The organism is Metabacillus sediminilitoris (genome assembly GCF_009720625.1).
In the GTDB taxonomy this organism is placed as follows: domain Bacteria; phylum Bacillota; class Bacilli; order Bacillales; family Bacillaceae; genus Metabacillus; species Metabacillus sediminilitoris.
Genome location: NZ_CP046266.1, coordinates 1,779,498 through 1,793,980, shown reverse-complemented (window position 1 = coordinate 1,793,980; position 14,483 = coordinate 1,779,498). Strand labels below are relative to the sequence as shown.

The window sequence follows — 14,483 nt, the reverse complement described above, 5'->3', positions numbered from 1 at the left end:
TGTTTTACTTTTCAAAGGTTAAATGATTGTTCCTGCCGAAATCCGTTCTAATGCTTCAGAAAATCTTAAGATCCCCTTCTGAATGTCGCTTGGTTCTCCCCGTCCAAAAGTAAAACGTAAATAGCCCTTTTTAGACCCTAAAATACTTCCTGGCACAAATACGACTCCATTCTTCATCGATTCATTTAGTAATGAAAACTCTTTTATAGATGGATCTATTTTACACCAAAGATGAATACCTCCTGCTGGATTGATAAACTCTACTTTATCACCAATATGCTTATTTAAGCTTGAGGTTATGGCATAGTTCCTGAGTTCAAGTTGTGTACGAATCATATCAATATGAGAAGAAAAGTCATCCGTTTTTAAAAATTCATTAGCAATCCATTGCGGAAATACACTATGTCCAAAATCAACCTGCTGTTTTGCGTCAGCTAAGCGTTGGATCACTTGTGGAGGACCAATAACCCACCCAATTCGTAATCCTGAAGCAACGATTTTCGATAAGGAACTAATATAGAGGACATTTCCGTTCTCATCCATTGATTTCAGAGTTGGATTTACTTCACCATTATAGGAGGTTAAACTATAGGGATCATCTTCAATGATGGGAATACCTAGTTTAACCGAAAGCTCTACTATTCTTTTTCGACGTGATAGATGAAGAACAGTACCTGTAGGATTTTGATGATCTGGATTTAAAAAAACCATTCTTATCCGATGTTTTTTATGCAATGATAGAAGATCATCTGGATTCATTCCGTGTTCGTCAACTGGTAAGAGAAAGGTTCTCACTCCAGCTGATTGGAAGATCGGGAGTGAATAACAATAAGAAGGATCTTCAATGGCAACAGCATCACCTTGTTTGAGCAAACATTCCACAATAAGATGTAGGGCTTGTTGAGCACCTGACGTAATAAGAATAGAAGAAGGAGTTGTTTCTATGTTCTTGAACTGTTTCACATGTGATGAAATTGTTTCTCTTAACAACTCATTTCCTTGTGGATGATCATAACCAAGATTTTCTATAAAGGGATGGCTAGATAGGATACTCCTAAACTGATCATTCGGCAATAAACTTGGAGCCAATTCCCCACTTGCTAAATTGATCAAATCATTATTTTGAACTTCCGTTCGGATATGTTGGACCAAAGGTAGATTTGGAAGAAAAGATCCATCCTCCACATAACGTCCCCAATTCGGAATACGGTTATGGGAGATACCCCAGATGTCAGTACTGACACGTGTTCCGCTTCCCTTTTTCCGTTCTACGATTCCAAGAGACTGTAATTCTTCATAAGCTGCAACAATTGTACTGCGATTGACCTCTAGCTCTTTTGCTAATTTTCGTTCAGAAGGTAATAAGCTATCCGCTGGAAATCGTCCCGATGAAATTCCAAGTTCAATATATTCAGCTATTTGTTTATAAATAGGTTTTTTATCTTGTCGATCAGGCTTCCAATCCATTGATGTAACATCCTTCATATTCTTTATATTTTTTACTTATATAAATGAACTAAGTAAGTGAGATTACCTTACTGCGATATAGACCCCTACTGCAACAATGGAAATGATGAAGACAATAGCATAAATGAATGTAAGTCTCGTTACATTTCCTTTTGTTTTTTTATGATAGTTTACATCCTTATCATTTGCAGCAAATATGGTACCAACTAAAGCCAATAAGGCAAGTATAATAATAATGATAATGGCAATGGTCATATTTATTATCTCCTTTTAAAAGGTTTAAATAAAGTTAAGATATTTATAAATAAATCGTTATTAACGATAAAATAATAGCGTATTTGGGTTTGAATAAAACCATCCAATTCCGCAATAATTACACCATCCAATTTTCGCATTGACTACCTTGACCATTAATAACCTTTGCAAAATTGACGAATATTTTTTATTTACACTCTCATATGTCAAAAATACGTCACATTTCACCATCAATCTCAACATAGAAACCAGATTCTACTCGGTTTTCGATGATATATAGACTTCTTTTGGACAAGTGGATGGTAAAAACTTTGTAAAAGTGGATGATTATTTTACTGAAAAATCTCTTTATGATAAAGAAGGAATGATTGATCCTGAGTCTATACACAATTATGAAATATGAATGTAAATGGAGTGAAAAAATATGACCTGGACTTTTGTGGTTTTGTTGACATTAGCAGCCTTCATTAAAATTTTAATGACATGTCTGCCAACATCTGTTGTTGAATGGATGATCAGCAAATTTGAACTGCATCCAACACTTAATGACACGGCTGTCACAGTTACGATCGACGGAAAACGTTTAGAAGGTGAAGACAAAAATCAAATTATTCATCATTTTAATGAAGCACTGTTTTTAGAGAAATATAATTATTTTCACCCTAATACAACTGGAATTCCACCACTTGTTATTGATACGAAGATGGGCAAAAATAATATTCGTTTTTTTATTTATAGTCACAGAGATCATGTTGATGTCATTAAAAGGTACAAGAAGAAAGCGGTCGCGTATCGTTTACGATCCACTAGCCTTCAAAATCTTCACCAACTAGGATTATGAAGACACTGAAAAAGAATCTCGTTATTATTTCTTATATGATTTAAAAAGTTCCCAATTGTTCAGATATGATATGTTATGATAAATAGTATATGTTAACTAATTTTCCGTTTAAGTTAACAGGCAATATTATTCATACCTGTCGAACTGGGGAGCTGATTATGTATAGGCTGCGCGGCCATCATCTTTTTTGCCTTCTGGGCTATCGGGGAATGGGCTATTCCCAAGAATACGTAGAAAATATGACACGTTTGCATCAAACCTTGAGAAACAATCCAAAGACGTGGATTCAGCTTGTAAAGGGTCCTGACCAGTTATGTGAAAAGTACCCCAACTCAGGTGAATACCACTGCCAAAACAACAGTATCTATGAAAGAGATGCCACGATTTTAGAAAAAATGGACCTTAAAATCGGACAAATTCTGTATTGGGAGGATATTGAAACCCTTATCAGAAAACATGTCACCCCCTCTGATATTCAATTAGTCTGTGAAACTTGTTCATGGCGAACTTATGGGGTTTGTGAAGAAGGTATTCAAGAGATTCTTGAAGGTAAAGGCTTAAGGGAAGTTAAATAAGCCCTTACCTTCATAAGGATCCGAGTAGGCAACACAAAAAGGGTATTTAATAAATTGTCACAAACTTCCCCATCAAATCTATGATTTTGACGAATGATTAATGTTGCAAAAAATAGTCTTGGGATAGCATAAATACTTATTACACATATTTGCAATACGGATAGCTTTTGCTAAAAAGAAAATAAGAAAAAAACCTTCTCATATGTTGAATAGAAAAATCCCTGCACCTTTATAGAATGAAAGCGCCTGTTTGCTGAAAATCATGATGATCGTTATTAAAAACGTTCCATCGTTAAATCCGTATTTACAGAGACTGCAGCTTTATTACCCTCGGCAGCAGAAATGATTAATGAGGATGGGCCGGATTTTTCAGTTTCTCCCGCAATATATATATTTTTTTGTGTGGTTCTACCAAAACCATCTGTGACAACTGTTCCATTTTCTTGAATTTCACACCCAAGCTTCTCAGCAAATTGATTAGGGCGATAAAATGACGGAACAACAAACCCACCTGATCTTTTAACCGTTTCTCCTGTCACAAATTCAATTTTTTGAAGATATCCGTCATCACCTATTAAGGTTTTGATCGGCTCGGATATTATTTTAATCCTCCGTTTGTGTAGCTCTTGAACTCCATTTTTTGAAAGTTCAACTCCATTTGTTAACACAATTAAATCCTTCGACCAATTATAAACTAATTTAGCCATATGCAGTGCATGATCTTCATTTTCTGCCAGTACAATTAATGGCTTATCCCGCAGCTCCCAGCCATCACAATACGGACAGCTAAAAAGGCTATTACCATAATAATCTCGGACTTGCGGAATCGAAAATACCTCTCTAATACCAGTTGCTAAAATAACTTTTTCTGCAACAAATTCCTTACCATCCGTTGTTTTGGCGATAAAACGATCATTCCCAAGATCCTTGGTGATTTCAGTAATTGTAGAATAAAAATAAGATACAGATGGATAATTCTTCAATTCAAATAACCCGATTTCCTTAAATTCTTGTGGTTTAATACCATCTCGAGTAATAAAACCATGTGAGCTATGTGTAACTCTATTTCTATTTGTTCCATCATCAAATACAGCAATTTTTCGTCTAGCTCTTCCTAATGTTAAACTTGAGCTTAAGCCAGCTGGACCTGCACCAATAATCATACAATCAAAAATCGTCATTTCTCTCCACCCTTACCTTTTTACTATTTATTTAAATATTAGAGATATTGAAACTCTTTAATATCTCTAATAGGAGTAAATAACAAGGCTCAAGGAACCACTGTTATTTGTTTAGCTATATCTACTAGTTTTTGGTCTTTTAATTCATTCAACATCTTTTCTTCAGCAGTATTAATGACCTGTTGTATCAAGCACTCCGGGTTATGATTTAAACAATAGTCAAATACAGATGTAGGACCTTCAATGGCCTGAATAATATCCAAAAACGATATTTTCTCCCAATCTGGTCTTAACTTATACCCGCCATTCGCACCGGAAACAGATTCTACCATCCCTGCCTTAACTAGTTTCGTTAGGATTTTAGACAAATACGTAGTAGAAACCTCTTGACGTTCAGCAAGTTGATTAACACCAACATGTTTATCAGGAGTAGCTACAGCCAGATATAACATCGTATGTAGGGCATAATTCGTCGCTTTTGAATATTTCACCTTTTTCATTCACTCCAATTAGAGATATTATGTATCCACTATATCCGTTAGTTTTTTTTTAGTCAACCTAGTTTTTTTTCATGACCATCCATTTATTTTCGAACTAAACACCCCATTAAATATTGCGGCTTATTCAAATTCAATTTATATTTCAACCAAGTCCCCTCACTTTTGTTTACAAATACTTTTTTTATTTAGGCTGTTTTCGAAAACTTTGTAGCTATTTAGTATGTAATGCGGTGTGGTTGATTTCGTTTTAAAAGCAATAATCTCTTTGAAAAAAGCCTTTATTTTTGTACTATTTATTAATAACAATCGATAATTTATAATTTGCATACTCATTTAAGCCTTGCAAAAATTTATCTATTATTTCATTAGATGGAAATTTGCATTCGAGAAGGTAACAACCTTCTCCACTAATTTTATAGTTATGTATGATGTATTGTTCTTGTGTTTTTATGAACGACAGATATGGTTGATGATAGGTGTTTTGTATCATGATCGTAATAAAAACATGTAGAAAACAGCCTAATTTGACTTTATTCACTTTAATTGTATAACCCTCAATCACTCCATTATCCTCTAATTTCGCAACTCTAGCTGAAGCAGCTTGTCCAGTTAAATGGACTTTCTCACCCAATTCTTTCATCGTGATACGGCTGTTTTTTGATAGTTCATCTAAGATTCGCATATCTGTGTTATCTAACATTTATTCAAATCCTTTCATTATTCAAGTCAAACGGCAAAAAGACTTGATTTTATCTATGTATCTGCTAATTGCTCATATTATAAACTATATGTAAATCAAAAAGGAGTGATAACGATGAATATACAACAAATTCGAAATGCTACACTAGTTGTCCAATATGCAGGCAAAAAGTTTTTAATAGATCCATTTTTAGCAGAGAAGGGGACTTATCCACCTTTCCCAAATTCATTAAGACAAAATCAAAATAATCCTTTGGTTAGCTTACCAACATCCATTAATAATATTATTAACGTAGATGCTGTCATTGTCACTCATCTACATTTAGATCATTTTGATGAAGCTGCCATAGATGTGTTGCCAAAAGATATAAAATTGTTTGTACAAAATGAAGAAGATGCAAAAGAAGTTCGTAACACTGGTTTTCAAAATGTAGAAGTTTTACAAGAAGCTACCGTCTTTGGGGATATCCAATTAATGAAAACAAAAGGTGAGCACGGAAGAGGAGAAATTTTAAAACTTGCTGGTGAAGTATGTGGCGTTGTCTTCAAGCACTCAAATGAAAAAACCTTATATGTAGCTGGAGATACTGTTTGGTATGAAGCGATTCAGGAAGTCATTGAAACACATCAACCAGATATCATTGTTGTAAATGCTGGAGATAACCAATTCCTCGAAGGCGGTTCTCTCGTAATGGGAAAAGATGATGTCTATGAGGTGTATAAGGCTGCTTCTAATGCAAAAATTATTGCTAGTCATATGGAAGCTGTCAATCATTGGACATTATCTAGAAAAGAATTAAAAAGCTTTATTGCTGAAAAAGGAATCTCCTCACATGTTTTAGTGCCAGATGACGGAGAATCGTACTCATTTTAACAGTAAAAAACAGACAGAAAAATAAATTTTCTGTCTGTTTTTCATTCCTATTTCCTGGTTGTAAACATAAGGCTTCAATTGTCCTAACATGTACCGATCGTGTACCTATTATTTTTTTTACAATCTTTTAATCAAAACAATGATAGCTGTTCCTCGTTTGCCTTGTTTTCTTCTTCTTCATCACTAATAACCGGAGGAATCTTGCTTGATACTTCATAAATACAATGATCACGATCCCTTTGTACCTCAGAAAGAACTCCTCTACTTAAAAGTTTTTCAAGATACAAAACAACATCAATATAAATTTTAGGTCTGCCAGTAGAATAATTTTTATTTGATAATCCGTGATTTTGAATCAAATGGTCACATAAAGCAATGGCAGAGACCTTATTATTGTTTTCTAAGAATTGATCTATAAAAATATGCAAATTCCTTTTATCCATGTAATCACTACCTATCTCATTTCCTTCTATTCATTCTAATAAAAAAAGGTCTAAATTAATTATATATCTTCTTTGCGTATTTATCTTGAAAAAATCATTTTTTAAATGAACAGGTTATGAATAGAGCTTATATATCATTATAAGGATAGGGTCTCTACCTTGAATGTTGGAATACCAAAACCTATACCGATAGATCCAGCGACTTTTTACATCTTCTGTTCTTTCACCAAAATTTTTCATGAAAAATACAAAAATGGTTATGTTAGTATAGAAATCAATTATTTTACGGAGATGATCTTACGAATGGTAAATGAAAACTTTGATCAATTTATCAAAACAGAAGCGAAACATAAATCTGAGTACTTAGGCTCTGACCAAGAAAATGCACATGATAAAAATACGAATACCGACGGTCTCAATACAAGGTCTAATACAGATATGTCTGTTGGAGCGGTTGGCAGAGATGTTTATGATCACAGTAAGAATGAGAAATAATTGTTTTTTAAAAAAGGATCTTCCAAACTTTTTAGAAGATCCTTACTTTTTTATGGGTTCTTTTCAAAAATGAAGGTTTAAGGTTACGTACTGGTAAGTTCATTATCACTCAATCGTAGGAGATGTTTATCACCTTATCCTACTTGAAACAAAGCTAAATGATAACAGCAGTCTTTTATTTAACTGTGCTGCATCATCAATTTTCTTAGCATACCTCTCCCGACGCTATAAGGTCCGCATCCTCAATACCTATGACAGCATTTGCTAGTAAATGTTAGTTGTTTTTAAACTAACCTTACCATAAGTGTAATAAAAAGGTTTCTTCTTCTCTTTTTAGTTGAAGATTGCAATAAAACAATTTTTATTAAGATTCCACTGAATAATATTGTTTCTCAGATTAACAATAACCTTAGTGTTTCATTTAACACTATACTTCAATGTGGAGGGATATACTTTGAATATTCTCTTTAGCTTATTCACAACCCTATTTATTTTGGGTATTAGAGCAACTTTCTTAATTAGGAATACGACCTCTAGATTTAAATGTTTGTTAAGAAAGCCATCTTTTACTTAAGCATAGAGTATTTCATAATTGTCGTTTCGCATTGATGTTAGAAAAAGGCGAGCATAGTATTATGCTTGTCTTTTTTAGTGATTTCAGTTTTTCTAAAGAGGCTTTTTTCCTCTTCGTTTCGAACATTGCTTTTTCCAATTTATTTTATTCGGAATTTTGTTGCTAGGAGAACTTCAACAAAAAATAGTCGAATTCCTTTCTATGCTAAGGACCGGACTTTTTTAAAAGAGGCTTCTTAACAGCTATAAAAATTGACTAGTATCTATCCTAGTGGAATTTTCCCCCTTAACCTGTTTTAACGTCGCTACTATAAGAAAGCTAACAATCACTAATAAGAGCCAGGAACTCACCTTTCCTAAATGAACGAGACTCCATGCATCGGTTTGGTTTGGATATTCCCAAGCTCCAAAGAACGTTGCGATATTTTCGGCTATCCATATAAAAAATCCGATGAGCACAAAAGAAAGTGCGAGTGGCATACGGTAACGAGTTCCATCAACCTCGTACGTGACCCATGATCGCCAAAAGATGATAATGACAAGTCCAGATAACCAAAAGCGGACGTCAATCCAATAATGATGGGTGAAAAAATTCAAATAAATCGCAGCTGCAAGAGGGACAACTACCAAAAATGGTGGCCACTTAACCAGTTCAACCTTTAACCTCCTCCACGCCTGGCAAAGATAACTCGCTACACTTGCGTACATAAATCCGCTATACAAAGGTACTCCAAAAATTTTGAAATATCCTTCCTCTGGATAAGACCAGGAGCCCATATGTACCTTGAAAAGTTCAAGAGCAAGTCCAATAAGGTGGAACAATGTGATAACCTTTAGTTCATCCCGTGTTTCAAGCCCAGAACGCACCATCCACCACTGCATCAGAAGGCAGATGAAAAGCAGCCAGTCATACCGTGGCAGGAAGGGAAGTGGTATGATTTGTGTAAAAGCCAAAGAGGCAAAAATAACGACAGGAAACAAACATGATAGGACCTGCTCCAAACCAAAACGAACGAGTTGTTTTAGTGCTCTCATGATTTGTGCCTCCAAAGGTTTTTTCTGAATATATGCAAGTCCTGCTTCGTATAGTAGCTAAATAGATTTAGGGTTATGTACATAGGTTCACCGCAGAATAACACTCTTTTCCTTTCACTGTTAATTATTCCTCACTTTTATTCATGGGTGTCTTCATCACTTCGGTATTCTAAAATATCTCCGGGTTGACATGTTAAAGCCTTACAAATCGATTCTAAAGTTGATAATCGAATCGCCTTTGCCTTCCCATTTTTCAATATAGAAAGATTAGCCATTGTTATTCCAACCCTCTCCGAAAGTTCTGTAACGCTCATTTTCCTTTTAGCCAGCATCACATCAATATTAATTATAATTGCTATTGTTTTCACCTCAGACCGTTAATTCATTTTCTGATTTTATATTAATAGCTTCTTTTAAAAGCTTTTGAAGAACAGCCGCAAAGGTTGCAATTACGCTTGAAGCAAAAATGCTTATTAGTGCCAGCATAATTATACCTGTTATATCTTCACTTCTATAAAATATAACGATGGATATTATGATTTCTCCTACAATTAAGATACTGATTGTGATTGCACAGTACTTTATATACCTCAAAGCCCTAACAGATAATTCCGAGAAGGCCTTGTTCCTATCTATGTAGGTTAAAAGTTTAAATGCTTGATACAACGCACCAAAAAATGGAATAGACAATACATAAGCACATACTAAAAAGGGATATTGCAAGTAAGCTGTCTTTGGATTCGCTTCTGCATCTCTACTAGCTATTCCTGGCAACCAAAATATACACAAAGCAAGTACCGTAATTCCAATAAGAAATAGAACTACCTTTAAGAAAATTGTTGAACCTTGTTTACGTTTCAGAAAAAGCACCTCGCTTATTTATTGTCAATTTGACTTTAACACATAATTTATCGATTAACAATAAAAAATTATTGATTTTAATCACATTGTTATTGTTATAGATTTATCTTTTTAATTTTAGACAAGATAAAAAGCATTCCTCATTACAGGGAAATGCTCTATAACTTTAAACTATTCAATTTATAACTTGTTGCAACAACCCTTTTGAATTAAAGCACCCCATTCGTTTACGTACAAAATTTCAGACATTCAAAATAACTTACTGTCCTTTTATAAGTGTTAACTTATCGACAGCTATCTTCCATCATTCATTTTGCATGGCTAATCCATCCCGCAAAAAGTCCTGTCGAATAAAATCGGGTTATTTTCGTAAAGCCTGTTTGTTAAAAAGTATTAAAGAGGGGAATCCTCCCCTCTAATTAATTGTTTTCTATTATAGTTCCGTGTGGCAAATGATTTGTTAGCATTTCTATTGTTGAATATCGATTGTCATTTGTATAAAGGTTAAACCCTTGTCCATCGTACCATAATTTAATGACAGTAGTGGTATCTTTCATATTAAAGCACGGCAACATATATGACTTCTTGCCTCCAAATACCCCTTTTTTAATCGCCAATTTGTAACTGATATTATCCGAGAAGGAAAATGCATAAAATTGATTGGACGAAGCAATCCAAAAGGTTTCTTCTAAAGTAAGCTTTAGTGAATGTGCGTTATTGATGATAACGTTGAAAACTGGGAAGCTTTTGTTTTTTGTACTTTCAAATCTTAAATAGTATTGAACGCACTCTTTTTTGAATGCATATTCGATTTCTTCAGTTAAATCGTTGTAGGGTTCAAATGTAAGAAAAACTGGGAATACAGCTTGTTTGCAAATAAAATCATATAAAAATTTTCTTGTTTCATCATCGTAATCATCATATTCTGTGGGTCCAATATATAATTTAGAAACTTTTTGTACGTTATCGAATAAAATATATTCTTCGTTCGAATTAAATACTTCCTGAGTTATGTATATTTTAGTCAAAAATCCCCCCACCTTTAGTGAAAAAGTTCCAAAACTTGGTTCCTTAATTTTAGCATTTTATTTAGTAACAAGCTTTACAAAAATAACCTTTTTATAGTCCCCCTACATTATAAGAGAAATGATAATCACTTAAAGTAAAAAGGCATCACTGCTTTCACAGAGATGCTCTGTTTGTTGAATATCTTTTAAAGTAAAGCAACCCATTAGCCTAAATCCGATGCTATAATAGATCCTTCATTTATGAGGATTTACGGTTATGTTCCACAGTTATGATGACATTACCCTTCTTGTGTCCTTTTTCGACATATCTATGTGCGTCAACGATCTCTTCAAAAGCATAGACTCTGTCAATGATCACTTTTAACTTCCCCTCTTCAATTCGTTCTTTGAGGAAGTCTAGGGCTTCGGAATTTTCAGGTGAATTTCGACTCAAAATTAATTTCCTGCTGCTTGTCAATTTCGTCCATAGCATTCGAACATCTGGTAACGGTACAGTGACATTTATATAGGTTCCATCCTTCTTTAGCGATTTCATACAAGCTGAAAATGAACTCTTGTCTACTGCTTCAAAGATCACATCATACCTCTCACCTTGACTAGAAAAATCTTCAGCTGTGTAATCAATTACATTGTCTGCCCCAAGAGATTTTACCAAGTCTACATTCGTGGTACTGCATACCCCAGTAACGTTTGCTCCGAAATACTTAGCAAGCTGTACAGCATAGCTTCCAACACTTCCAGATGCACCGTAGATAAGAACCTCTTGGCCGCTCTGAATGTTCGCTTTTCTAAGAAAATACAATGCTGTACGTGCTCCAATTGGAATGGCTGCGGCTTCCTCATAAGTTAGATTGGAGGGTTTTAGAGTTACGGGCCCATCTTCAGGCAGACACTTATATTCAGCATAAGCACCAAAACCCACTAGGGAAGCAGCAAAAACCTTGTCACCTTCTTTAAACCGCTTGACCTTATTTCCTACTGACTCAACTTCACCAGCTAACTCCATCCCCAAAATCTCTTTTTTAGGTTGTCTGAAACCAAGTGTTATTCGGGCAGGCAGCCAAAAAGCGGGAGGAACTGTAAAACTCCGTGATCGAATATCTGCTACTGTTACGGTTGTGGCTTTTACTTTTACTAGTATTTCATTTTCTTTAGGAACAGGCTTTTCTACCTCTTTCAGTTGAAGAACATCTGGGGGACCGTACTTTGAGTACACAATTGCTTTCATTTAACCTCCTCCTATTCGTCATTTTATTTATATCTATAGTTACGAATAAATAGAACAGTGGTTTCAGTTTCACTCTTCGCCACTGTTCTAAACCGATCCTGCCCCGTTCATTTAAGTATAAGACTTCACATTCTAACAAAATGTCCCTATCATTTTTTAGTTTGGTCATCAATAAATTTATAGATACATAGTCATCTTTCATCCAATCTATTTTTACTGAGTAAAATAGATTGACCTCTGTGAATAAAAAAACTGGTCCATTATAAATGAACCAGTTCTTCAAATATGCTTATTGATTTCCTTGATAAACATACAATGTTTGCCCTCTTCCAATCGAAGCCTCATCACTTGTTTCTTCTGTTGTTTCTGAATTCCATTCACTGCTTGGAACTTTCTCACAGTTTTCGAGGATCCAAGTATTAACGGTTTCAGATTGACGTCCGCCATTACCCGAAAGAAGGAAGTATTTCACTTCACCCTTTTCAGTCATTTTTTCAAGTCTTTCTACCGTTAGAGCTGGATCAGTACCTGAGAAACCGCCCATTGCCATCACGGCATAATCGGTGTTTAACATATTGAATAGGCATCTTGTGCAGAAGGGACGGCAACAAAGTATTTCTCACCATTATTCTTTTCTTCTAAATAGGCTACAAGGTTTGCATCAACAGAACTTCCAGGCTTTCCTTGATTCATTGTTGGTTGACTGCCATCCAAACGATCATTCCCTTCAGATGGATTTCCGTCAGTGCCTGTCATATCTCCAGCTTGAAGATTCCCTGTTTCATTTAGACTGCGGTCCACTTTAATTTCGATTAAACAACCTATATGAACCTTAATCAATCAATGTGTCAGGTAGATGTCAAAGTGTGTTTTTTAATAAAAAAAACGAAAAAACTCACTTCTAACAAAGTGAGTTACGTCATTTTATCGTGACGTTGCAAGATTATGAGTTAAAGTTGCAAGAACCTTAAGGTTAGCAGCCTAAAACTGATACTTTTCTACTTAGCTTAACAAGCTTCCCTGCAACCACGGACGGTTTCGATAGGGACCGATCGGGATTTGGATAAGGCTGGTTTTCCCCAGCGAGTCCATTTGATAAATCTCATCACACAATTTCGCATCAAACCCGAGAAGTGGATGCCCGCCCATTCCAAGTGCTGATGATACTAGCAATAATCGCTGTACGAGCATTCCTGCTTCCATTTGTTGTATCCTGTATCCTCTATACCCCAGTTCTGATTTAAAGTAATCCTTATCACCTGCCACATGGAAGCAGAGCGGAACTTGGAGCAAGTTAACATTTCCTATCGTCATTCCATATTGCAAAGGGAGTCGATGATCGCCGGGTTGTATTTGTCTTAAGGCATGTTCAGCACTGTCATATTGATAAGCACCGTCCGGAATGCCTTCAACATGATAAAAACAGCCGTAAAGTGAAACACGAGACTTTTCATATTCTTCATCCAAGTCATTTCGATACATAAACGCTGATGTCACCTCTTGCAGCAGTACGGCAAGTTGAGATTGGGTTACCTTACCGAGAACAAAATCCATATCTGGTGAAAATCGCTCTCGGCAAGCCGACGCAAGATCATAGGATAACCGGTTTACATACGGGAGAGCGATTAATTGACTGTCATTATGCCTACTCTCTCTCCCCTTAATCGGCTGAAATGAACGAGTTGATTCTAGCATTGATGCTTCATTCATCTTATTTAGCATCGGAAACTTTTTGACGATCTGTGAGCGTACGAAGTGATGATTCTGAATCACATTTAACTCCCTGCTCAATTCGGCTGCTGAAATATGTTCATTTTCCCCACCGCCATTTGGATACCACCTCGTCGGTTCCACTGTTAGCGGGATAACAGCATACACACTTTCCTCTTCTTGTGATAGTCCAAGAAGATGGTTGATTGCCTTGTCAAGAAATTGAAAATACACCCCGGAAGCAAAACCAAACCGTTTCGCGACCTCGAGCAACTGTCCTATCAGCACACCAGCATCCAATCCTTGAAGGCGATAAGCAAAGTTATTGTATTTATAGTAGTTTTTCCAAAACATTGTCGACACAAATGCTGCACCAAAACTACTGGATAGCTCACAGCGATTACCAAGAGCACTGGCTATATATGAATCGAAATTTCCTTCACGCAGCAACACTAGGCGATGGTGTGCGACATCATAATGGTATACACCAAACGGCAAATCCTCTATCTTCAAATATACATACAATTCACTTGGATACAACGCCCCACCTGAAGGAACAAACCGCCGACTCGACTGCATGAGTTCCGGCACTTCTTCTGTGGAGGTAAAGGCTGTCTGGGAAAATTGAGTTAGACCAAATACATACCAGAGAAAATGACCGATTTTCCGAAGGTTAGGCATTGCCGGTCCTTCCCATTCTTCAAGCGACAGCGGAACT

At 35.6% G+C, this 14,483-nt stretch carries 18 protein-coding genes; 4 read left to right on the top strand and 14 right to left on the bottom strand.

All coding sequences use genetic code 11. The features are described from left to right. Positions 1-18 precede the first annotated feature (18 nt). Together pdxR and GMB29_RS08650 are read right to left on the bottom strand one after the other, a co-directional pair. Positions 19-1,467: a MocR-like pyridoxine biosynthesis transcription factor PdxR gene (gene pdxR, locus GMB29_RS08655; protein WP_136351680.1), complete on the bottom strand. Its 1,449-nt coding sequence runs from the start codon at positions 1,465-1,467 to the stop codon at positions 19-21. A 63-nt stretch (positions 1,468-1,530) separates the two neighbouring features. Further along, entirely contained in the window at positions 1,531-1,722 is a 192-nt protein-coding gene (locus GMB29_RS08650; protein ID WP_136351681.1) for a hypothetical protein, read from the bottom strand. A gap of 424 nt (positions 1,723-2,146) precedes the next feature. Between GMB29_RS08650 and GMB29_RS08645 the strand changes: the two genes are divergently transcribed. Both GMB29_RS08645 and GMB29_RS08640 read left to right on the top strand, forming a co-directional pair. Continuing rightward, positions 2,147-2,563 carry a YfmQ family protein gene (locus GMB29_RS08645; protein WP_136351682.1) on the top strand — a complete coding sequence of 139 codons (417 nt, stop codon included), beginning with the start codon at positions 2,147-2,149 and terminating at the stop codon, positions 2,561-2,563. 158 nt (positions 2,564-2,721) lie between these two features. Next, positions 2,722-3,138, top strand: a complete 417-nt coding sequence (locus tag GMB29_RS08640; RefSeq protein WP_136351683.1) for a DUF1284 domain-containing protein — start codon at positions 2,722-2,724, stop codon at positions 3,136-3,138. Positions 3,139-3,413: 275 nt separating this feature from the next. Here GMB29_RS08640 and GMB29_RS08635 read toward each other — a convergent pair whose 3' ends face one another. The 3 genes from GMB29_RS08635 to GMB29_RS08625 all read right to left on the bottom strand — a co-directional run bounded on the left by GMB29_RS08635 (position 3,414) and on the right by GMB29_RS08625 (position 5,519). Then, complete coding sequence (locus GMB29_RS08635) at positions 3,414-4,319, bottom strand: NAD(P)/FAD-dependent oxidoreductase (RefSeq protein WP_136351684.1); 906 nt, start codon at positions 4,317-4,319, stop codon at positions 3,414-3,416. A gap of 89 nt (positions 4,320-4,408) precedes the next feature. Further along, positions 4,409-4,810, bottom strand: coding sequence for an Rrf2 family transcriptional regulator (locus tag GMB29_RS08630; protein ID WP_136351685.1), 402 nt, complete (start codon positions 4,808-4,810; stop codon positions 4,409-4,411). Between the two features lie 298 nt (positions 4,811-5,108). Then, positions 5,109-5,519, bottom strand: a complete 411-nt coding sequence (locus GMB29_RS08625; RefSeq protein WP_136351686.1) for an Lrp/AsnC family transcriptional regulator — start codon at positions 5,517-5,519, stop codon at positions 5,109-5,111. Between the two features lie 114 nt (positions 5,520-5,633). Between GMB29_RS08625 and GMB29_RS08620 the strand changes: the two genes are divergently transcribed. Further along, positions 5,634-6,392 carry an MBL fold metallo-hydrolase gene (locus tag GMB29_RS08620; RefSeq protein WP_136351687.1) on the top strand — a complete coding sequence of 253 codons (759 nt, stop codon included), beginning with the start codon at positions 5,634-5,636 and terminating at the stop codon, positions 6,390-6,392. Positions 6,393-6,523: 131 nt separating this feature from the next. On the opposite strand, the gene GMB29_RS08615 is transcribed toward GMB29_RS08620, so the two are convergent. Then, positions 6,524-6,835: a DUF3895 domain-containing protein gene (locus tag GMB29_RS08615; protein WP_136351688.1), complete on the bottom strand. Its 312-nt coding sequence runs from the start codon at positions 6,833-6,835 to the stop codon at positions 6,524-6,526. Between the two features lie 303 nt (positions 6,836-7,138). On the opposite strand from GMB29_RS08615, the gene GMB29_RS08610 reads away from it, so the two are divergent. After that, positions 7,139-7,330 carry a hypothetical protein gene (locus GMB29_RS08610; RefSeq protein ID WP_136351689.1) on the top strand — a complete coding sequence of 64 codons (192 nt, stop codon included), beginning with the start codon at positions 7,139-7,141 and terminating at the stop codon, positions 7,328-7,330. Between the two features lie 816 nt (positions 7,331-8,146). On the opposite strand, the gene GMB29_RS08605 is transcribed toward GMB29_RS08610, so the two are convergent. The 8 genes from GMB29_RS08605 to GMB29_RS08570 form a co-directional block, all read right to left on the bottom strand. Next, positions 8,147-8,938 (bottom strand): DUF817 domain-containing protein, encoded by a 792-nt coding sequence (locus GMB29_RS08605; RefSeq protein ID WP_136351690.1) that lies wholly within the window; start codon positions 8,936-8,938, stop codon positions 8,147-8,149. Positions 8,939-9,075: 137 nt separating this feature from the next. After that, a complete protein-coding gene (locus tag GMB29_RS08600; protein ID WP_136351859.1) occupies positions 9,076-9,297 on the bottom strand; it encodes a helix-turn-helix domain-containing protein in 222 nt (73 codons plus the stop codon). A 10-nt stretch (positions 9,298-9,307) separates the two neighbouring features. After that, positions 9,308-9,799, bottom strand: a complete 492-nt coding sequence (locus GMB29_RS08595) for a DUF2975 domain-containing protein (RefSeq protein ID WP_136351860.1) — start codon at positions 9,797-9,799, stop codon at positions 9,308-9,310. Between the two features lie 419 nt (positions 9,800-10,218). Continuing rightward, a complete protein-coding gene (locus GMB29_RS08590) occupies positions 10,219-10,827 on the bottom strand; it encodes a hypothetical protein (protein WP_136351691.1) in 609 nt (202 codons plus the stop codon). Between the two features lie 238 nt (positions 10,828-11,065). Next, positions 11,066-12,055, bottom strand: a complete 990-nt coding sequence (locus tag GMB29_RS08585; protein ID WP_136351692.1) for an NAD(P)-dependent alcohol dehydrogenase — start codon at positions 12,053-12,055, stop codon at positions 11,066-11,068. A gap of 289 nt (positions 12,056-12,344) precedes the next feature. Further along, entirely contained in the window at positions 12,345-12,629 is a 285-nt protein-coding gene (locus GMB29_RS08580) for a mannosyltransferase YkcB-related protein (protein WP_136351693.1), read from the bottom strand. Further along, complete coding sequence (locus GMB29_RS08575; RefSeq protein WP_136351694.1) at positions 12,623-12,895, bottom strand: hypothetical protein; 273 nt, start codon at positions 12,893-12,895, stop codon at positions 12,623-12,625. Before GMB29_RS08575 ends, GMB29_RS08580 begins: the two co-directional genes overlap by 7 nt. 162 nt (positions 12,896-13,057) lie before the next feature. Further along, positions 13,058-14,446, bottom strand: coding sequence for a SagB family peptide dehydrogenase (locus GMB29_RS08570; RefSeq protein WP_406600320.1), 1,389 nt, complete (start codon positions 14,444-14,446; stop codon positions 13,058-13,060). Positions 14,447-14,483 lie beyond the last annotated feature (37 nt).